This is a genomic window from Pantoea sp. X-Soil-OKNW-713, assembly GCF_059730685.1.
Window position 1 is genome coordinate 511711 of the sequence record NZ_AP035995.1, and the last position, 20698, is coordinate 532408.

General features: G+C 55.3%; 16 protein-coding genes. 15 read left to right on the top strand and 1 reads right to left on the bottom strand.

Annotation, left to right across the window (positions count from 1 at the left end):
- The first annotated feature begins 25 nt into the window (after positions 1-25).
- The 9 genes from AC6I8R_RS02265 to AC6I8R_RS02305 all read left to right on the top strand — a co-directional run bounded on the left by AC6I8R_RS02265 (position 26) and on the right by AC6I8R_RS02305 (position 8932).
- Complete coding sequence (locus tag AC6I8R_RS02265) at positions 26-982, top strand: PDR/VanB family oxidoreductase (protein ID WP_497831861.1); 957 nt, start codon at positions 26-28, stop codon at positions 980-982.
- Positions 979-2184, top strand: a complete 1206-nt coding sequence (locus AC6I8R_RS02270) for an amidohydrolase family protein (protein WP_497831862.1) — start codon at positions 979-981, stop codon at positions 2182-2184. Before AC6I8R_RS02265 ends, AC6I8R_RS02270 begins: the two co-directional genes overlap by 4 nt.
- The gene (locus tag AC6I8R_RS02275) at positions 2174-2629 is read left to right on the top strand and encodes a RidA family protein (protein WP_021184198.1); all 456 of its coding nucleotides are present in this window, start codon (positions 2174-2176) and stop codon (positions 2627-2629) included. The genes AC6I8R_RS02270 and AC6I8R_RS02275 overlap by 11 nt, the downstream gene beginning before the upstream one ends.
- A 14-nt stretch (positions 2630-2643) precedes the next feature.
- Entirely contained in the window at positions 2644-3522 is an 879-nt protein-coding gene (locus tag AC6I8R_RS02280; protein ID WP_497831863.1) for a creatininase family protein, read from the top strand.
- Positions 3523-3536: 14 nt separating this feature from the next.
- A complete protein-coding gene (locus tag AC6I8R_RS02285) occupies positions 3537-4508 on the top strand; it encodes an ABC transporter substrate-binding protein (protein WP_021184200.1) in 972 nt (323 codons plus the stop codon).
- On the top strand, positions 4505-5338 hold the full coding sequence (locus AC6I8R_RS02290; protein ID WP_415173128.1) for an ABC transporter ATP-binding protein: 834 nt from the start codon (positions 4505-4507) through the stop codon (positions 5336-5338). Before AC6I8R_RS02285 ends, AC6I8R_RS02290 begins: the two co-directional genes overlap by 4 nt.
- On the top strand, positions 5338-6138 hold the full coding sequence (locus AC6I8R_RS02295) for an ABC transporter permease (protein WP_415173129.1): 801 nt from the start codon (positions 5338-5340) through the stop codon (positions 6136-6138). Before AC6I8R_RS02290 ends, AC6I8R_RS02295 begins: the two co-directional genes overlap by 1 nt.
- A 23-nt stretch (positions 6139-6161) precedes the next feature.
- Positions 6162-7553, top strand: a complete 1392-nt coding sequence (locus AC6I8R_RS02300; protein ID WP_208724677.1) for an FAD-binding oxidoreductase — start codon at positions 6162-6164, stop codon at positions 7551-7553.
- Positions 7554-7654: 101 nt separating this feature from the next.
- On the top strand, positions 7655-8932 hold the full coding sequence (locus AC6I8R_RS02305; protein WP_021184204.1) for a TonB-dependent receptor: 1278 nt from the start codon (positions 7655-7657) through the stop codon (positions 8930-8932).
- A gap of 125 nt (positions 8933-9057) precedes the next feature.
- Here the strand turns inward: AC6I8R_RS02305 and AC6I8R_RS02310 are convergent, their stop codons facing one another.
- Positions 9058-10485, bottom strand: a complete 1428-nt coding sequence (locus AC6I8R_RS02310; protein WP_497831864.1) for an alpha,alpha-trehalose-phosphate synthase (UDP-forming) — start codon at positions 10483-10485, stop codon at positions 9058-9060.
- A gap of 213 nt (positions 10486-10698) precedes the next feature.
- Between AC6I8R_RS02310 and kup the strand changes: the two genes are divergently transcribed.
- The 6 genes from kup to cydC all read left to right on the top strand — a co-directional run bounded on the left by kup (position 10699) and on the right by cydC (position 20672).
- Positions 10699-12564, top strand: coding sequence for a low affinity potassium transporter Kup (gene kup, locus AC6I8R_RS02315; protein WP_021184206.1), 1866 nt, complete (start codon positions 10699-10701; stop codon positions 12562-12564).
- Positions 12565-12748: 184 nt separating this feature from the next.
- Positions 12749-13360, top strand: a complete 612-nt coding sequence (locus AC6I8R_RS02320; RefSeq protein ID WP_021184207.1) for a DUF2913 family protein — start codon at positions 12749-12751, stop codon at positions 13358-13360.
- Positions 13361-14758: 1398 nt separating this feature from the next.
- A complete protein-coding gene (locus AC6I8R_RS02325) occupies positions 14759-16201 on the top strand; it encodes a cytochrome ubiquinol oxidase subunit I (RefSeq protein ID WP_021184208.1) in 1443 nt (480 codons plus the stop codon).
- A 16-nt stretch (positions 16202-16217) separates the two neighbouring features.
- The gene (locus AC6I8R_RS02330) at positions 16218-17264 is read left to right on the top strand and encodes a cytochrome d ubiquinol oxidase subunit II (protein WP_021184209.1); all 1047 of its coding nucleotides are present in this window, start codon (positions 16218-16220) and stop codon (positions 17262-17264) included.
- A gap of 7 nt (positions 17265-17271) precedes the next feature.
- Positions 17272-19032, top strand: a complete 1761-nt coding sequence (gene cydD / locus AC6I8R_RS02335; RefSeq protein ID WP_415173131.1) for a thiol reductant ABC exporter subunit CydD — start codon at positions 17272-17274, stop codon at positions 19030-19032.
- Positions 19029-20672, top strand: a complete 1644-nt coding sequence (gene cydC / locus AC6I8R_RS02340) for a thiol reductant ABC exporter subunit CydC (protein WP_415173132.1) — start codon at positions 19029-19031, stop codon at positions 20670-20672. Before cydD ends, cydC begins: the two co-directional genes overlap by 4 nt.
- Positions 20673-20698 lie beyond the last annotated feature (26 nt).

A 20698-nucleotide genomic window follows, 5' to 3' on the forward strand; every position in this document is an offset into this window, starting at 1 on the left:
CGTGTCCGTCGTATGCAGGATTATTATGAAGCAGGCAGAGAATCTGGCTGTCACCGTCATCGCAAAGCAGTTCAACGGTGCTGGCAATGTATTACTGACCCTGGCGTCTGCCAGCGGCCACCCACTACCGGTGTTTACCCCCGGTGCCCATATTGATGTGACCATTCCCGACTGTGGCAAGCGGCAGTATTCGCTGTGCTCGGCCGCCGGGGAGGCACACTATCAAGTTTGCGTCCGTCTCGATCAGGCATCGGGCGGCGGCTCTCGCTGGCTACACCATCAGGTGCAGACGGGGACGTGTTTAACCATCTCCGCACCACGCAACCATTTTCCGCTGCCGGAAGCGCCGCGTACGTTGCTGTTTGCGGCGGGTATCGGGCTGACGCCGTTGCTGGTGATGGCTGAGCAACTGGCGGCGCAGAATGCCGAGTTCACGCTGCATCTGTTTCTTAAACGTCACGATGAGCTGCCGTTCAGTGCGCGTCTGGACCAGCTTGGCTCGCGGGTGGTGCTGCATTACAGCAGCGAGGGCGATAGCCTGCGCCAGCGAGTACCGGAAGACCTCAAAGTAGCGCACAACAGCGTGCTGGTGAGCTGTGGACCGGCGGGTTTTATGGATCATCTGCATCAACTGGCGCAGCAACATGGCTGGCGTGACGATCAACTGCATAGCGAAAAATTCAAACCTGATGTCACCACGCAATCGATTGCTGGCGACGTGTTCACGGTAGAAATCGCCTCCAGCGGTGCGCGTTACACCATCAATGCCGATGAAAGCATTGCTGAAGTGCTGGAGCGCGCAGGGATCGACATCGAACTCTCCTGCGAGCAGGGCATGTGCGGAGCCTGTATTACCGGCGTGCTGAGCGGTGAGCCGGATCATCGCGATGAAGTGTTGAGTAAGAAAGAGCGCGCGGCGAATGACTGCGTCGTGCTGTGCTGCTCACGCGCCCGTTCCCCGTTACTGGTACTTGACCTGTGAACGCGTATCCAGGCGCGACAGGCGCGCGTTTACCCCGCTGGCTGCTCCCGCAGGACTGGCCGATGCATGGCGATCATCCAGTGCTGGCGACGCTACATTTTCGCGAAGATGGCACCCATATCGAGCCAGATCGTGACGTTAGCGGCTATCTGGCGCTGAGCGGCGCGCTGGTGCTGCCGCCGTTGATTGAACCTCACGCCCATCTCGATAAAACCTTCACCGTGCAGCGCAGCCCGGCGTTGCAACCGGGCCTGCTGGCGGCGATTGCTGCGATGCATCAGGACCGGGCGCGCTGGAGCGCGGACGATCTGCGCCAACGCGCCCGCCAGGCGCTGAACTGGGCGGTGGAGGCTGGCGTGGGCCTGCTGCGTACCCATATCGACTGGTTCTCAGCCGATGCGCCACTGGCGTGGCAGATCGTGGGCGAAATGCAGCATCCGCTGTGCACCCTCGAACGGGTGGCGTTGGCCCCGCTGACCTTTTTTGCCGATGCCGACCAGGCGGAACATATTGCCGCCCAGGTCGCTGCCAGCGGTGCGTTGCTTGGCGGTTTTATTCACAGCAGCAACTGGGATGCGCAGGCATTTACCCATCTGTTACAGGCGGCAGAACGCTGGCGGCTGGATATTGATCTGCATATCGACGAAGAACTGAGCCACGACGCGCAAGGGTTGCGCTGGCTGGCGCGTTATTTGCAACACCATCCGTTTAGCGGACGTATTACCTGTAGCCACGGTTGTGCGCTGGCGCAGCAGGAGGACGGCGAGGCGATCCTCGATGTGCTGGCGCAACACCGCGTCACCCTGATTGCGCTGCCGCTGACCAACCTGTTGTTACAGGACGCGGTGCCGGGACGCACCCCGCGCCAGCGCGGTTTAACCCTGATTAAAGAGGCGCAAACGCGTGGTATGCCGGTGTTGCTGGGAGCGGATAACGTGCAGGACGCGTTCTGTCCGGTCGGCAGCTACGACCCACTCGATACACTGTTTAGCGGGTTACTGAGTGCGCAACTGGGCGCGGCTTTTGATGAAGCATCGGCCCTGATTTGCCAGCGTGCGGCGTTACATGACGGTGCAACTCTGCTGGCTAACGATTTTGTCATTTTCCCTGCTGCCGAAGCGGCAAGCTGGCCACTGCGCAGCCGCCACCGCTATCGGTTGAAACAGGGGATCTGTTATGGAGAGTTCACCAATGACGCTTGAAGCTGGGGCGGGTAAACCGCTGGCGAAGTATGCCGCGTGGCGACGCGCGGGCGATTTTATCTTTCTCTCCGGCATCATCCCGGTGAATCCACAAACCGCGCTGATTGTGCGCGGTTACGACGATATCCCCGCCGAGGCGCAGCAACTGTTGGGGCGTACCGGCGAGTTTTCCACCGATATCAAAGAAGGGCCAATTCTGGCGCAGAGCTGGTACGTGCTGGAGAGCATCCGCACCACCATCGAGAGCGCAGGCGGCCAGATGAGCGATGTGATCAAGCTGGTGCAGTACTTCCGCAATCTGGACCACTTTCCTCACTACAGTCGGGTGCGCAAGTTGTTTTACCCCGATACGCCACCGGTTTCTACCGTGGTACAGGTCAGCGAAATGCTGCCCAGCCCGGATGTCTTAATTGAAGTTGAAGCGACGGCGTGGTTGCCGCAATAACACGAGGAAGCGAGATGTTACATGGTTATATTCCGGCAAACCGCTTTTTGCCGTATCTGAGCTGGACCGATATCGCCACGCTGGAAGACAAAGCCAACACGGTGATCGTTCTGCCGACCGGGGCGATTGAGCAGCATGGCCCGCATCTGCCGTGCGCGGTGGACAGCGTGATCTCCTCCGGGGTAGTCGGCCATGCACTGGCGCGTTTACCGGCAGAAATCCCGGCCTACGCCATTCCGCCCATCACCTATGGCAAATCGGATGAGCATCTGCATTTCCCCGGCACCCTGACGCTGACCGGTGAGACGCTGCTGCACACCATTCTGGAGATTGGCGAATCGCTGTACCGCGCCGGTTTCCGTAAGTTACTGATGGTAAACGGTCATGGCGGTCAACCGCAGCCATTGCAGATGGCGATGCGTGAACTGCGTCTGCGCCACGGCGACATGATCATCATCATGCAGGACACTTTCAAAGTACCGAACTGCGCCGAAAGTTTTATGGACGAGAAAGAGCGTCAGATGGCGATGCACGCCGGTCATGCCGAAACCGCCCTGATGCTGGCGCTGGCACCTGATACGGTGCAGATGGAGAAAGCCGTCGCCAACTATCCACCGGCGTTCCCGTGCCCGACACTCTCCAGCACCCGCCCGATGGCGGCCTGGGCTTCGTATGATTTCGGCCCCAGCGGCGTGATTGGCGATCCGTTGCCTTCCACTCCAGAGCAGGGCGCGGCGATCCTTGAGTCGCTGGCTATCAGTTGGGCGCAGGTGATCACCGAAGTGCACCAAATGACCTGGGTAACCCGTGCCGAACCGGCGTGGGGCAAAGGGCAGTGGCAGGGCAAAGTTTTAGACCAAAACGACGCAGCATCATTATTACAACCGCGCTAATTCGGGGATCGGCTATGAAAAAAACATTGAGCATTGTCGCCGCGCTTGCTGTGGCACTGTCGGCACCAGGTATGGCCGCCGAGAAATTTACCTTTATGACCAACTGGTATGCTCAGGCCGAGCATGGCGGTTTTTATCAGGCTCAGGCGCAAAATCTGTACCGCGATGCCGGGCTGGATGTCACCATTAAAATGGGCGGCCCGCAGGTGCACACCATGCAGCTGATGGCTGCTGGTCAGGCTGACTGCATCATCAGCGATAACATGCAGGCGCTGGAGTCCTGGCAGCAGGGCGTGGAAGCGGTACCGGTTGCCACCACCTTCCAGCACTCGGCGATTGTGTTTATTACCCACCCGGATGTGAAAAGTCAGGCTGATTTGCAGGGGAAAACTTTCCTGTTAGCCGCAGAAGCCTATACCTCGTACTGGCCGTGGGCGCAGAGCGCACTCAACCTGAAAAACGCGCGTGTACGTCCTTATACCTTTAGCGTGCAGCCATTCCTCGCGGATAAAACGTTGGTGCAGCAGGGCTACGTGACCTCCGAACCGTTCGCGGTGCAGAAGGCCGGTGCACAGGCCAATGTTTACCCCATCAGCGACTGGGGCTACCCGCCGTATGGCAACAGCATCGTTTGTATGAAATCGACCATCGAAAAACGTCCGCAGGCGGTTGCAGCCTTCGTCAAAGCCTCAATGCAGGGCTGGAAAAACTACCTGGAGAATCCGGCTGCGGGCAACGTGCTGATTAAGAAAGAAAACCCGCAGATGACCGACGATCAGATTGCCTTCAGCATCGCGCAGATGAAGAAGTATCAGATGCTGACCGGCGGCGATGCGCAGACCGGGGGTATCGGCATCATGACCGTACCGCGCCTGAAGCAGACCTGGCAACTGCTGGTGGACAACAAGCTGATCGACCCGGCGAAAGTACCGTTTGACGGCAGCTACACCCTGAAATTCATTCAAGACGTGAAGGTTATGCCATGAATGCCGCCAGCCGACTGACCCTGATGAGCAATGATGCGCAAGCGGTGCCGCTACATGCGGCCTCTCCGGCGATTGAAGTGCTCTCCGCTGAGAAAATTTACCCGAACGGTACGCGTGCCTTGCTGCCGGTGGACCTGACGATTCGCCAGGGCGAATTTGTCTCGCTGCTCGGTCCGTCTGGCTGTGGCAAAAGTACCTTGCTGAAAATGATCGCCGGGCTGATTGAGCCGAGCGATGGCAAGTTGATGCTGTTTCGGCGCGATCGCCGGGAAAAACAGCGCGATCTGCCGTTATCGTTCGTGTTTCAGGAGGCGACGCTGATGCCGTGGAGCAGCGTGCACAAGAATGTGCGCCTGCCGCTCGACTTAGCCGGCGTGCCGCGTGCCGAAGCCGACACCCGCGTGCGGGAGATCCTTGAACTGGTCGGTCTGGGGCAGTTTGGTCATGTGCTGCCGCGCGAGTTGTCCGGCGGGATGCAGATGCGTGTGTCGATTGCGCGTGGTCTGGTGACGCGGCCCAAGGTGTTGCTGATGGATGAACCCTTCGGCGCACTGGATGAGATCACCCGTAACAAGCTGGATAGCGACCTGCTGCAACTGTGGCAGGAGCAGAAGCTGACGGTGGTGTTTGTCACTCACTCGATTCAGGAAGCGGTGTTCCTGTCGCAGCGGGTGATCATGATGGCCGCCAGACCCGGGCGCGTGGTGGATGATATCAGCATTGATGCGCCGTTCCCGCGTGATGATGAGTTCCGTGTCAGCCAGCAGTTTACGCAGTATGCACAGCAGTTGCAGCGCGGTCTGTTTGCCGCCAGTCAGGAGAGCAAATAATGAAGAAGCCCTTAGCCGCGCAGCGTAAGTTTCAGCAGTGGCTGTTCCCGGCGCTGTTCGCCATCGTACTGTTGTTGCTGTGGCAGTTTCTGGTGACCTCGCTGAAGGTGCCCGCCTTTCTGGTGCCGTCGCCGGTGGTAGTGGCGCAGAGCCTGGTGCAGAACTTCCCGACGCTGTTTATGTCCTTGCTTTACACCCTGAAAATCACCGTGATCTCCTTTGTGGTGGCGATTGTGATTGGCTCCATCGTGGCGTTTTTGCTGGTGCAGAACCGCTTTATCGAAAGCGCGTTGTTTCCTTACATCGTGTTTTTACAGGTAACGCCGATTGTGGCGATTGCGCCGCTGATCATCATCTGGGTGAAAGACACCACCATGTCGCTGGTGGTGTGTGCCACGCTGATGGCGGTATTTCCCATTATCTCCAACACCACCCAGGGACTGCGTAGCGTCTCGCCGGGGTTGCTGAGTTATTTCAAACTGAACCATGCGTCGCGTTTGCAGATTCTGCTGCGCCTGCGCATTCCTTCGGCGTTGCCGTACTTCTTTGGCGCGCTGCGTATCTCCAGCGGCTTGTCGCTGATTGGCGCGGTGGTGGCGGAGTTTGTTGCTGGCACCGGTGGCACCGATACCGGGCTGGCGTACCAGATTTTGCAGGCCGGTTATCAGCTCAATATTCCGCTGATGTTTGCCGCGCTGCTGCTGATTTCTCTGGCGGGTTTCCTGCTGTTTGCCCTGATGTCGTGGCTGACGCGCCGCGTATTGGCGGCCTGGCATGAGAGCGAACTTAGCCCGACCTGATACCTCAACTACAGGAAAGAAAGATGTCTGATTCCGATCGTCAGTCTGCACTGGCGGCGCTGGTTGCGGCGTTGCCTGAACTTGACTGGATTAAAGAAGCGCCGAAGGTCAAACGCCTGTCGCGCGATTTTCACTGGTTCAGCCCGGTGCTGAAACCGCAACTGGAAGAGAAGTTCGCCGAGCTGGCGGTGCGCCCGCGCGATGAGCAGGAGTTGGCGGCGGTGGTGGCGGCCTGTACTGCCCGCCGCATCCCGCTGAATCTGCGGGGTGGTGGCACCGGCAACTACGGTCAGCTGATTCCGCTTAACGGTGGGTTGATGGTCGATATGACCAAACTCAACGCCGTGGTGAGCATGGGGCAAGGCACGGTCTGTGCGCAGGCCGGGATTCGCCTCGGTGATCTGGAAGCCCATACCCGGCCGCTCGGTTGGGAGCTGCGTTGTATGCCGTCCACCTGGAAGCTGGCGACTCTTGGCGGTCTGTTTGGCGGCGGTTTTGGTGGCGTGGGTTCCATCAACTATGGCCCGCTGGCAGCACCTGGCAATGTGTTGTCGGTGAAGCTGATGACCATGGAAGAGACGCCGCGCATCCTGACGCTTCAGGCACCGGACGCCTTGCTGCTGCACCACGCTTACGGCAGTAACGGCATCGTGCTGGAAATCGAGCTGGCGCTGGCTCCGCGTCATGACTGGATCGAACGTCTCGACACCTTTACCAGTTTTCCGGCGGCGATGGCCTTTGCTGATGCCCTGGCAAAATCGCCGGGGCTGGTGAAGCGTCAGGTGGCGGTGATGGCTGCGCCGGTACTGGATTACTTCACCGATCTTGCTGACGCGGAGGTGGCGGGACAACACGGCGTGATTTCGGTGGTCGGCGTGGAGAGCGACCGTCTGCTGCCATCATTGCTGACGCAGCATGGTGGCCGCAGCGCGCTGCACTTTGCCGAGGGTGAGAACCACGGCCATTCGCTGATTGAATATTGCTGGAACCACACCACGCTTCAGGCGCTGAAAGTGGATAAAACCCTGACCTACCTGCAAACCGCCTATGCAGCGGAAAATTATCATCAGCAGGCGTTGGCGATGGAAGCGCAATTATCAGATGAAGTGATGTCGCATATTGAATTTCTGCGCGATATGAACGGCACCTTAACCTGTAGCGGCCTGCCGCTGGTGCGTTTTAGCGATGAAGATCGCCTGAATGATATTATGCAAATTTACCGTGATAACGGTGTGAAAATAAATAACCCGCACGTTATTCATATTGAAGATGGTAAACAGGGCATGGTGCGGGCGGATGTTGTTGCTATGAAACGCGCCTGCGATCCGTATAATTTACTTAATCCCGGCAAATTACGTGGCTGGGAAGTGCGCGATACATTGCCGGATGTGAAAATAACCGGTGTAAATAATTAATCAATAATAAAACTTTTTTACAGCAAAGCGAGCCACCACCGCACATTTATTGTGCGGGTGGCCATGCTTTGCTCTTTTAAAAAGTGACGAGGCTTGGGACTATGCAATTAAAAACACTGAGTGGTGCGTGTCTTGCTGCGCTGTTTTTCCCGCTTGCTCCGGCTGCACTGGCGGCAACACAGAGCAATATCAGCGATTGTCAGTACGGTGCGAGTGGCGTAAATAGTTTTACCGATATCTTCACCTGTGGCACCGTGAGCGGTAGTTTGCGTACGCTGTATTATTCGACGCATAACGCTTATTTCTCCAAAGGGTTTAATCAGGATACCGTGAGCTACGGTGGCAGCATCAAATATGAAACCGCGCCGTTTTATGGTTTCCGTGCTGGCGTCAGCGGTATTTTCCTGCGTGGTATCGATCATCCGGATGAAGCAAATACCATCAGCGATATTGGCGATAATCAAACCAACGTCGGTGAAGCTTATTTAAGCTGGCAGCAGGATGATTTTAAAATAACGGCCGGTGATCAACGAATCAATATTCCTTTTGTCGGTGATTACGACTGGCGTATTACGCCAATTCTGTTCCGTGGCGTTGATGCGAATTACGGCGACAGCACCAATTATCTGCATGCCACTAAAGTCTGGCGTTATAAACCGTGGGGTGACGATCAGTTCCTTAATACCACGGCGTATACCGATGTTGATGAACGCACCAACGGCATGTGGGCGTTGGGCGGTGGTCGCGGCACGCAGTGGGACGGTAAAAAACTCACCGGCCAGTTGTGGTATCAGGAGTACGCCGATTACACCCGTCTGGTGTATGGCGAGAGTCATTTGCAATGGCAGGATACGCTGTTCCAGCCGGACCTGGGCGTGCAGTTTATTCGTGGCACCAGCCTTGGCAAAGCGCTCGCCGGTGAAGTCAACAGTACCTCTTACGGTGCTCAACTGGCGCTGACCTTTACCCCAGCCCTGAGCTGGAAACTGGGTTATGACCACATTGCCGCCAGCGGCAATAGCTGGAACAACGGTTCGTTGGTCACCCCATACGCGCACAACACCTCGTCCGGTCCTTACTTTGCGCAGCCGTTCTTTACCAGTACCCAGGATCTCGGCAGCGGCAACGCCTATATGACCAACCTGAACTATGTAATGAATGAAAACCTGTCGCTCGGGACGCAGTATTCATTTATGGATCTGAAACCGTCACCGGCGTCGGCCAGCATCAACCAGTCGGAATATCTGGTGTATTTCACCTGGAGTTTCAGTGGCGTGCTGAAGGGCCTGAGCCTGACCGATTTCGCCGGGGTGCAGACATCCCCGCTGTATGATTCTCACTTCTGGCAGAACCGTTTAAGCCTGCAATACGATTTTTAAATCCTCGGGGGGCTTTGCGGCCTCCCGTTTTATTTTCGTAGCGGCGCGATTTATCGCGCTTTTTTTGGCAGCGGAGGTAAATCGCGCGATAAATCGCGCCGCTACGTCAGGGTTGTCATTGGTAATTAATATCTCACCCTTCTCCCCATTCCGGCCGTCAGCAGCAAGCTGCCCGCCATCGCCAGCGTTTCATCCTTTTCCGGTTCACGCAGATCAGCCAAAAAACCGGCTGCCCACCCGTGGCAATCCTGACGGTGGATGCCTTTCATCAACCGTGCATGGCGATTCTGACGTTCACTGAGCGGAATTCGCAACGCGGTATGGATGGCGTCGGCGATGGCATCCGGGTCATAAGGATTGACGATCAACGCGCCATCCATATGTTCCGACGCCCCGGCAAACTGCGACAGGATCAGCACGCCAGGGTTGACCGGATCCTGCACCGCCACATACATCTTTGCCATCAGGCTCATACCTGCCATCAGTGGCGTCACCAGCGCGACGCGGGATGCGCGATAAATGCCTGCCTGCTCCTCACGGCTGTATGATTTGGTCAGATAACTGACGGGGCACCACTCCAGCGTGCCATGTACGCCGTTCATCTCGCCACAGATGCTCTCGAGGTCATGGCTTAACCCGGCGGTGCGTGGCGCATAACCGGCCAATGGCGAGGCCAGTTGTAACAACATCATGTTGCCGACGTAATCCGGATGGTTGCGTAGCAGGACCTCAACGGCGCTGATGCGGTAAGGCAGACCGGCGCTATCGTCGAGGTGCCCTCCGCTGAGGATCGTGTTTTGCGGCAGCGTGGCGCGACACTGTTCTTCCATATAACTGCAACTGTTGCTGGCTAACAGGCAGTGCGCATCTTCCAGATCGATCCCGACCGGATAGACACCGGTTCTGAGCAGGTGACCGTGAATGCGAAACAGCGTGCCACCGAGACGTTCGCAACGAAATGCGCTCTCCACCCACAGCAGAAAGTTGTTCATGTCCTGGCTGGTCTGAAAACCAATCAGATCGCAACACAGCAACGACTCAGCCAGCCATTGCCAGTCCGGGATGGCGGTAAATCCCTGACCGGCGGGAAACGGTTGATGGAAGAACAGGCCGATACGGTTGGTCAAACCGGCGTCACGCATCAGCCTGACGCTGGGTATCAGGTGATAGTCCTGGATCCAGATGACATCGTCAGGCATCGCGTATTCGGCAATCGCTCGGGCGTAAGCCTCATTGAATTTCCGATATTGACTCAGGTCATCCTGACTGAAGCGCGCCAGATCCGGGCGTTGATGGAACATCGGCCACAGGCCCTGGTGAACATAGTTTTGGTAACCCTGTTCCCGTTCACCTCGGGTGAGCGGAAAGGTGAGGGTGTCAAATTTATGCCCCTGGCGGAAGGTCAGGGGACGTGGCATATCTGCTGCGAGGGCATTAGTTTTGCCATCCCAACTTACCCAAAGCCCACCATTGCGCGACAGAATGCTTTCATACAGGGCGGATAACGTCGAAGCCCGGGACAGATTGTGCGAAACCAGAATTAAGCCTGACATAGCATTTTCCCTTTGATCACGATGAAAATCGTTCCATTTGATTTAAGCCATCGGCATATAAAAAAGGCGTAAAAAGATGGCGGGCGGATATAAAAATCAGGCAAAAACGGGAGGTTGTGCGCGTTACTCTCCGCATCAGCGGCAGGGGCAGCAGCTATAATATGCTCATTCGCTTTGCTGTCCGTAACCCCCCTGTGAAAGGATGCTTCTCTTATGGCTTCAACAAAGCAGTCTCTCCCGGCAGGTATGCTGGCAGCGGCCGGTATCGTGTTTGGTGATATCGGCACCAGCCCGTTGTATACGCTGCGCGAATGCCTTTCGATATTACCCAACGGCGGCATGACCTCTACTGCCGTGATGGGGTTTCTCTCGCTGATTTTTTGGGCGCTGACGCTGATCGTCACCGTGAAATACGTCTGCTTTGTGATGCGTGCCGATCACGACGGCGAGGGTGGGATTCTGACGTTGATGTCTCTGGCTCGTCAGCATGTTACCGGTCGTGCCGGGCATTTTATCGTGTTGGCCGGGTTGATTGGTGGCGCATTCTTTTATGGTGATGGCGTGATCACACCAGCCATTTCAGTGTTGTCGGCGATTGAAGGGATCGAAGTGGTGGCACCCGCACTGGACCATGTGATTGTGCCGCTGTCGGTGGTCATCCTGACGTTACTGTTTATTATCCAAAAACATGGCACCGAGCGGGTCAGTCTGGTGTTTGGCCCGGTGATGCTGGTGTGGTTTCTCACCCTCGCTGCGCTGGGTATCCGTGGGATTGTTATGCATCCGGGTGTGCTGCAAGCGCTGAACCCCTGGTACGCGCTGGAGTTTCTTAACAGCCACAAAGCGCTGTCGTTCGCGGCGTTAGGTATGGTGGTGTTGGCCGTGACCGGGGCCGAAGCGTTGTATGCGGATATGGGACATCTGGGGAAAGCGCCAATTCGGCTGGCATGGCTGATTATTGCGATGCCAGCGTTGGTGCTGAACTACTTTGGTCAGGGAGCGTTGGTGCTGACGGATGCGGATGCTGTGCGCAATCCTTTTTACCTGCTGGCTCCAGGCTGGGCGCAGATTCCGCTGATTGTCCTTGCCACGCTATCGACCGTGATTGCGGCGCAGTCGGTGATCTCTGGCGTCTATACCCTGACGCATCAGGCGATTCGCCAGGGATTTCTGCCGCCGGTACGTATTGTCTACACCTCATCGACCGAGTCCGGGCAAATCTATATTCCGGTGGTTAACTGGCTGCTGTTTGCCGCCGTGACCGTCATTATTATCTCTTTCCGCCAATCTTCTGCGCTGTCGTCGGCGTATGGCATCGTGGTGACCGGCACTATGGTGCTGACGGCCTGTCTGGCAAGCGTGGTGGCGTTCAAAAATTGGCGCTGGCCGTTGCCCCTGGCGGTGGTGTTCCTTGTGTGTATGTTGACCATTGATGTCCCGCTGTTTAGCGCTAATTTGATGAAACTGCTCTCCGGCGGTTGGGTGCCGGTTCTGCTGGCGATGACGATGCTGGTGTTGATGCTGATCTGGAGTAGTGAGCGCTCACTGCTGATTCGCCGACTGGCAGATGACCCGGTGGGACTGAAGGCGATGATCAGTTCGCTGGAAGCCGCACCGCCGATGAGGGTCGGTGGCACCGCGATCTTTCTCGCCCGCAAGGAGTATGAAATCCCGCAGGCGCTGCTGCATAACCTCAAACATAACCGCGTGTTGCATCAACGCACCGTACTTTTACATATCCGCACCATCGACACGCCCAGGGTGCATAACCAGAAGCGCATCAGCATGCAGCAACTTTCCCCCTCATTTTGGCAGGTGACGGCTTCCTATGGCTGGCATGAGGTGCCCTCAATGCAGGAGATTTTGCATTTGTGCGGCCTGGAAGGCTTTGGTTGCTCGCTACAGGAAGCCTCGTTCTTTACTTCCCACGACACGCTGGTGATGAAAAAGCGTCGCGGGTTGGCACGGGCGAAGGGGGCGATTTTCCATTTCTTCCAGCGCAATGCGTTGCGTGCTCATGAACAATTTATGATCCCTGCCAACAGGGTGATTGAGTTAGGCGGGCAGAGGGAGTTTTGATATGAAGAGACAAAGACGTTCTGGCAGAAAGGTTTTTTAAATGAAATCTCAGATTATTCTTTAATAATGCCTTTAATAAAGGCAGGACACATCAGAAAGGTGAATGTGTGAGGTTTACATTCTGCCAAAATTGTATTTCACTTGAATCCGCTGGAGTGGCAGTTAATGACATGGAGATGTTGCTGTGAGAACTGAACCGTTGACAGAGAAAACCGGACATTTAGCATGGTGTGCATTGGTGGCTCTGCATGTTGCCAGACTGGATGGATTAGTAGGTTCGGTATCGCAGGAAAATATTTTTCTGATTCGCTGGCTCTCCACGGCACTGAAACAACATCGTTTCCCCCGTGAGGTCGCGCCGGATATTCACTGGTTACTGAAACAGGGGCGAACTCTTGGCGCAAGGTCTGAATTGCGCGATAAGCTTGAATATCTCTGGCGTACCTGCAATGGCGTATTACTGGAGCAAAATGACCTGTTCAGACTGACCTATGCCATTGAAACGGCTAAGCAGATGGATTTTACCTTTCATCATCTCAATGATCGGGAATGGTCCGGGCGTAATAGGTTCAGCGCTAATCCGGTGATGGATGCGATTTATTTGTCACGTAGCTCGCTGGATGTCTCATTTAATGAAGACGGCAAGCAAATTGCGCCTTTAATGGTGCGGCTGACAGGAAACACGGCACGACTGGAAAATATCCTTAATCGTTACGGATGGTGCACAGAAAACTGTGCTGATCACCAGATACCTTCTCTTTATCGGTTAGTGGTGCATAGGCCATTGAATCAATAATTCGCTAATTATATTTTCATATGATTGATACTGCTTTAACGCGATAAATCGCGCCGCTACGAATGGGTGTAAATACGATTGCTTTCCGTAACCCCCTAAAAGACCAACCTAGACAGTTCATCAATCCTGGCCGGATATTCATTCCACGCAAACTAAACTAAGGTATAGTCATAACTGCTTTGGTCATTCGTGGAAATGTTATGACAATCTTTCACCTGTTACATCTGCGCGAAATGCTACGAATGCTGTTCGTTATTTTATGCGTGATTTTGAAGCATTTTACCCATCGCAGTTTATGTTCGAAAATCGTGCTGGCTTGTCTCATCTATGTGGCCCAGGCGCTGCTATGGTGGCCTTAGTTCACCGGGTTGACTGTCACCAACCTCAACCGTAATGGATGAGCTAATCGTGCGCTGGGGTAAAAAAAGGGTTCATGTGAAGCATGAACCCTTTTTCATGACAACTCACCCACGACAGGCCGGATATTTTATCGTCAGAAAATAAAGGATCGGTTGGTAAATTATAAATGTTACTCATTGGTTATTTTTGTTGTTAATTATCGACTGAAAGGTTATTGATATGACCATTATGATAATGCGGATATCGTTTTTTTTGTGAATTTTATGTTCCTTTATATTGATTAAACGTTATCGTACACATTGGAAATTATTATTATCCCGAAGCGGTTCGAATTTTTATAAACATCCTTATTAGTCATTTTTTGGTTAACGCTGAAAAATCACAATCGCGTTAACTTGTTGATTTAAATTATTATTTTGTGATTATTTGCGTATTTTTTATTGCCGAATCAGCCGCAATTTGACTTAGAATAGTCAACTGTTTCAATGTTTGATTTTCTTTTGGTTACAGTTGGTTGGTTGATTGGTTCATTTTTTGTTTCTTGTGAATGAATATAAGATCTCTTGCAACAGAAAAACGATTTACCCACATTTTTCTTGACAATATGCGGGTGGGGGGGAATATACTGACCCTCATTCGGACTACACAGCTCCTATATTGTGCTTTATCGACAATATAAGCGTCTCGAAACCTGGATTATCTCAAATAAGCAAATTTCAGGTCTTAACGGTAATTAGCTTACCGTCGAGTACTGTTGCGCTTATTTTTAAGCTTCGTCGGCAATTGCCTGGTTGTAAGCATGGCCAACTGGCCAGGCTCAACATGCCATGTACATGCTGTCGGATATTATCCTGTTTCTAATGTGTTTAGCAGGGATATGTGCTAACCAGGATGTTTTGGCGTGTAGACTAATCCGATGGTGCGACACCTTTTTCTACACTCCCCGTTCTGACTCTTACCACTTCACCTGCCATGTAAGGGGAAGAGCGTTCGGTTGTCGCTGGCTAATCTGGTCACTTAATAGAAAAGAAGATAGTCATGTTAAGTAACGATCTCACATCGCTGATTACGCGAATCGACTTCGCGTTAATCTCATCAGTACATATCATTTACCCACCACTGACCATTGGTCTGGCTGCGCTGCTGTTCATTTCTGAACTGATGTGGGTCAGAAAAAATGATGAAAAGTGGTACCGCTTGTGTCGTTTTTTCGAAAAGCTGTTCATCGTCAACTTCGGAGCCGGTGTGGCAACGGGTGTTACGATGGAAATGGCTTTTGGTATCCTGTATGGCCGCTTTTCTCAAGCTGCCGGGCCATTCTTTGGCCAGGTGTTGGGATATGAGACCATCACCGCCTTTATGTATGAAGCCGGTTTTATCGGACTGATGATTTTTGGCTGGGGCAAGATCAGCCGTGGGATGCATCTTTTCGCGACCTTCAACGTCGCCCTCTCCTCAACGCTTTCAGCGATGTGGATTCTGGTCGCTAACTCCTGGATGCAGACGCCAACCGGTGTCGAATACAAGAATGGCATCTTTCATGTGACCGATTGGGTAGCCGCGCTCCTCAATCCGAATGTCAAAAGCGCGTTTCCTCACATGTTGCTGGCCAGCTTCGAGCTGTCGCTCTGCTTCGTGGTCGCGACCTGTGCCTGGTTCGTACTGAAACGCCGCAATGTGGAGCTTTTCCTGCGACCGCTGAAATATGCGCTGGTGTTGCTGGCCGTGGTTTCTGCTGCACAAATCTATATGGGTGATGTGCTGGGCGAGAATACTCTCGAAAACAAACCTGCGGCACTGGCAGCGATGGAAGGGCACTACGACACCTATGATGCAGCAGGTAACGTCAACAGCGCCTGGCATATCATCGGTTGGCCGAATGCCGAAGGAAATGGGCTGGCCTGGTCGATTTCCATCCCGCATGCACTCAGCCTGATTGAAACCAAAACCTGGAATGGCCCGGTGAAAGGCCTGAACAGCTTCCCGAAAGACGAACAGCCGCCGGTGGTGCTGCCTTTCTATGCGTTCCGCGCGATGGCCGGAGCGGGTGGTGCAATCCTGCTGGTCAGCCTGTGGGGTATCTGGCTGATGGCGCGCCGTCGTATGACGGTGGAACTGGCCCCACGTAATACGTTGTTCCTGTTTATCGCGGTTGTGATGGTGGTGCTGCCTTATATCGCGGTAATCGCAGGTTGGTGGACGCGTGAAATTGGTCGTCAGCCGTGGATTGTTAACGGACTGATGCGTACTGAGGACGGTATGAGCGCGATGACGCTTGGCCTGGCAATCTTCTGGCTGGTTGGCTTTGCCATCTTCGAGTCAGCGGTGGTTGCCGGTACGATCTGGTTCCTGGCAAAAGTTGTTCGTCAGGGTCCTGATTTGACCAGCAAGCTGCCGGGTGAAGGCCATGAGCATATCGGCCAGCTCGACCTGCCGCCAGGCGGTCATGCTGACCATCCTGAATACGTAAGACCGGTCTGACGCGGAGAATAAACCCATGGATATGCTTACTCATACCCAGCAATTTCTGACGATTGCCTGGTGGCTGGCTTTTGGCGTCAGCGTGTTGTTATACATTGCGCTGGATGGCGCAGACCTTGGGGCGGGGATTTTCTCGCTCTTCGTAAGAGATCATGACGAACGCGGCGCAATTATGGCGGCGATGGCCGGCACCTGGGATGCCAACGAAACCTGGCTGATTGTGGCCGGGGGGATCATGTTTGGTACTTTCCCGTTCGTTTACGGTTCGGCTTTTAGCTACCTGATGGTGCCGATGGCGCTGGTGTTATGGGGCATTATGTCCCGTGCTGTGGCGCTGGAGTTCCGTCACCTGGCGTCGCCGTTCTGGCAGCGCTTCTCAGACGGGGTGTTTGGTGTCGCCAGTCTGACCGTGACCTTCTTTGGCGGCATGTGTGTCGGTGCCGTATTGCAGGGATTTGCGCTGGATACCCCGGCGCAGGGCGTGCCGCATTATGCGGGCGGGGCGTTTAACTTTATTTCGCCTTTCTCCATCTGGACCGGCATTTCCTCCTGCGTTGCCATGACCTTCTCCGGTGTGCTGTTTGTGCGTGCGCGTTTTGAGAAGTCAGAGCCTATCCGTCAGGATGCTGCCCGCTGGACTGCGACCATTTTCTGGTTAGCGATTGCTGCGGTGGTGATCACCTGGGTGTGGAGTGCGGCGATTTTTGACTGGGCGCGTGCGAAGTGGTTTGGCCCGCACTTCTGGATTTGGGGCCTGTTTGGTCTTATCGCGCTGTTCTGCATTGAGCAGGTGCGTCGTGACACCCTGAAAGACAAAGATTTTGCGGCGATTATGTGGTTCAACGGTGCGGCGCTGATTCTGGGCTTTGGTATGTTGATTACCATGTTCCCGTGGATCGTTCCGAATACCTGGACCATCTGGGCCGGTGCCAGCCCGCAGGTTTCCCTGATCACCTTCACCCTGACAATGGGTGGGTTTGTACCAGTCATGATTATGTATAACTGGTACCAGATTTGGGTCTTCCGGGGACGCATCTCCAAACTGGTTGGTTACGGACACTAAACGCATCATGTCGGCTCGTCCTCCCCTTAGTGGGGCAGCCGCTCGCCTGGCGGAACGTTGGCTCTCCAGCCAGCGTCGCCAGGCAGGCGCGCTTTTCTCCCTGTCCGTCACCATGGCAACGCTGAATGCCATCATGATGATTGTCCAGTGCTGGCTGCTGGCATGGTTGATCGACCGGGTTGTCATCGGCGGCAAAGGATTGACCGAACTGTTCCCCGAACTTTGGCTATTGCCTGTCGTGATGATCCTGCGTGCAGGTCTGGACATGCTGCGCCAGGGCTTCGCTTTCGAGAGCGCTGCGCGCATTCGACAGACGTTGCGGGGAACGTTACTGGAACGTATCGCGGCACTGGGTCCGACATGGAGCCAGCAACAGCGCACCGGCAGCATCGCCAGTTCGCTGGGTGAAGGTGTCGAAGCGATCGAAACCTATTTCTCCGCCTTTCTTCCGCAAAAAATCATCATCGGTATCGTGCCTCTGGCGATCCTGGTGGCGCTGTTCCCCGCCGATTGGGTTTCCGGGCTGATTATGTTGATAACGGCCCCCCTGGTTCCGTTATTTATGATCCTGGTCGGCAAGGGTGCCGAAAAAATGAACCTCCGGCAGTGGCATAAGCTCAGCCTGATGAGTGCGCATTTCTTCGATGTGATTTCTGGCCTGACAACCCTGCGCCAATCCAATGCGGCCCGCAGACAGGCGCAGATCATCGCGGTGATTTCCGAAAACTACCGTCAGACGACGATGAAGGTGCTGCGCGTGGCGTTTCTGTCCTCGCTGGTGCTGGAATTTTTCGCCACCATCAGTACCGCGATGGTGGCGGTCTATGTCGGCTTCCGTCTGTATTACGGTGAACTGGCCTTCCTGCCAGGTTTGTTCGCGCTGCTGCTTGCCCCTGAGTTCTTTCGTCCTCTGCGCGATCTGGGGGCACATTATCACGCCCGTATGGATGCGCTGGGCGCGACCGAAGGGCTGTTAGCTATCCTGAATACCGAGCCGCCTGCAACGGCACCCAACACGGTGACACCGGTTGGTGCGCCGCAGGAGATTCGTGTTGAAGGGGTGAGTTATCAGCATCAGGAAGGCGGCGGCATTGAGGACATCTCCTTTACGCTGCGCCGGGGTGAAACGCTGGCTATTGTTGGCTCGAGTGGTGCAGGCAAAACCACCCTTGCCAGGCTGCTGTTGCGCTTTATTACCCCGGCAAACGGGCGGATTCTGATTGATGGACAGGATCTCTCCGGGTTGGATTTACCCACCTGGCAAAAGCAAATCGGCTGGCTGCCACAGCGGCCTACGCTGTTTGCCGGTTCGATAGCCGATAATATTTGCCTCGCACATCCCGAAGCCGGGAACCACGAACTGTATGCGGCTGCGCGACTGGCTCAGGCTGCGCCCTTTATCGACGCGTTACCCACCAGCTACGCCACCCAGGTTGGCGATGGCGGCCAGGGCCTTTCTGGTGGTCAAATCCAGCGCGTGGCGATGGCGCGAGCTGTGCTGACCGCACCACCAGTGCTCATCCTTGATGAGCCGACGGCGGCGCTGGACAGCCACACGGCGCGGCAGATGATGGTCGCGTTGGCCGAGGCGCTGCCCGATTCAGCTCGGTTAGTGATTACTCACGATACCGACGTGGCGGCGATGGCCGACAAGGTTTTGGTGCTGGCGCAGGGCAGGGTGATCGAGTCAGGCAAGCCCCAGGATCTGCTGCAAAGTGGCGGTGTGTTTGCCGAGCTTGAACGGCTTCAGAAAGGAGCAACCGCATGAACGACTTACGTCATCTCTTAAGGCTGGCGCGTCCCTGGCGGTGGCGGATGGCGCTCGGTATCGGTCTGTCTGTCGTCGTCATCCTGTCTAACGTCACGCTGCTGGCGCTGTCGGGTTGGTTTATCGCGTCGATGGCGCTGGCCGGTGTCGGGGCACTGACGCTGGAGTTCTTCACACCGGCTGCCGCTATTCGTGGCCTGGCGGTGTTGCGTACCTTCGCTCGCTACCTTGAGCGCCTGGTGACGCACGATGCAACGTTACGGCTGCTGTCAGTGCTGCGTGTCTGGTTTTATCAACGTCTTGAGCCGTTGGCTCCCGCCCGTTTACAGGGTTTCCGTGACGGTGATGTGCTGGCGCGTCTGAGGGCCGATATTGATAGCCTCGACAATTTTTACCTGAGAATTCTGGCTCCGGCGATTGCCGGGCTGATCTCATCGGTCGCCATCCTGGGCGTGCTTTTTTGGTTCTCTCCGGGTGTCGCCGTTATTGATGGCGTGATGCTGTTGCTCGCGGGGGTGATTGTGCCGCTGGCGGTAGCGTCCCGCACTCGGGCAAGTGGTCATGCGGTCGCGGGATTACGCGCGGCGATTCAGGCTGCATCGACCGATCTGATTCGCGGCCTTGGCGAGTTACAAGTGGCGGGGGCTGTTGCCCGACAGGCCGGACATTTGTCCCTGCTGTCACAAAAGTTGATTGCCGCGCAACGTCAGCAGGCGTGGACCGGGGCGTCAGGTAGCGCATTGTCGGCCCTGGCAGGCCAGTTGGGTATGTTTGGTGCCTTTATCCTGCTGGTCGGTGCGGGACATGCCGGCGGTATCGCCGGCAATGACATCGTCATGTTGTTATTTGCGGTACTTGCCAGCACGGAAGCGGTGGCGGCATTGCCCACGGCATTTGCCGCGCTGGGCGTCACTCGCGAAGCGGCGCGGCGGATTTTTTCCATGGCGGAACTTACCCCGGCCGTGGTCTTGCCCACGCGCAGTGAAATGCCTGCAACCTTCGATCTGACCTTTTCCGCGGTCACCATGCGTTATGCACCAGAACAACCCGTTGTGCTGGACTCACTCAGCTTTCGGGTTGCGCAAGGTCAGTGCCTGGCGTTGCTGGGGCCCAGTGGGGCAGGTAAAACCACGATTCTTAACCTGATACAGGGTTTTTGGGATTGTGATAAAGGCGAGGTGTTGATTGGTGGTCATGCGGTAAAAAGCTTATCGGATGAGGTACTGCGACAGATTATCTCGGTGGTTGGACAAAAAACGTATCTGTTTAATGCCTCCATCCGGGACAACCTGCGGCTGGTATCCCCTGATGCGGATGATGCAGCCTTATGGCAGGCTCTCACTCAGGCGTCACTGGCAGAGGAAGTTCGTGCTTTTCCTGCGGGGTTGGATACGTTGGTCGGGGAACTCGGTACCCGGCTTTCCGGTGGTCAGGCACGCAGGATCGCCATCGCCAGAGCCTTTCTGTCGCATGCTCCCGTCATCTTATTAGATGAACCGACAGAAGGATTAGATGCCACCAATACCGACATGGTACTGAATGCGCTAAAAGAATTGGTGAAAGGAAAAACGACGTTATTGGTGACACACCAAATTCAGCCATTAATTCTGGCAGACAGTCGGCTGGTGCTGGAAGGTTAATAAAATAGAAGGTCTGTTATGAGAAA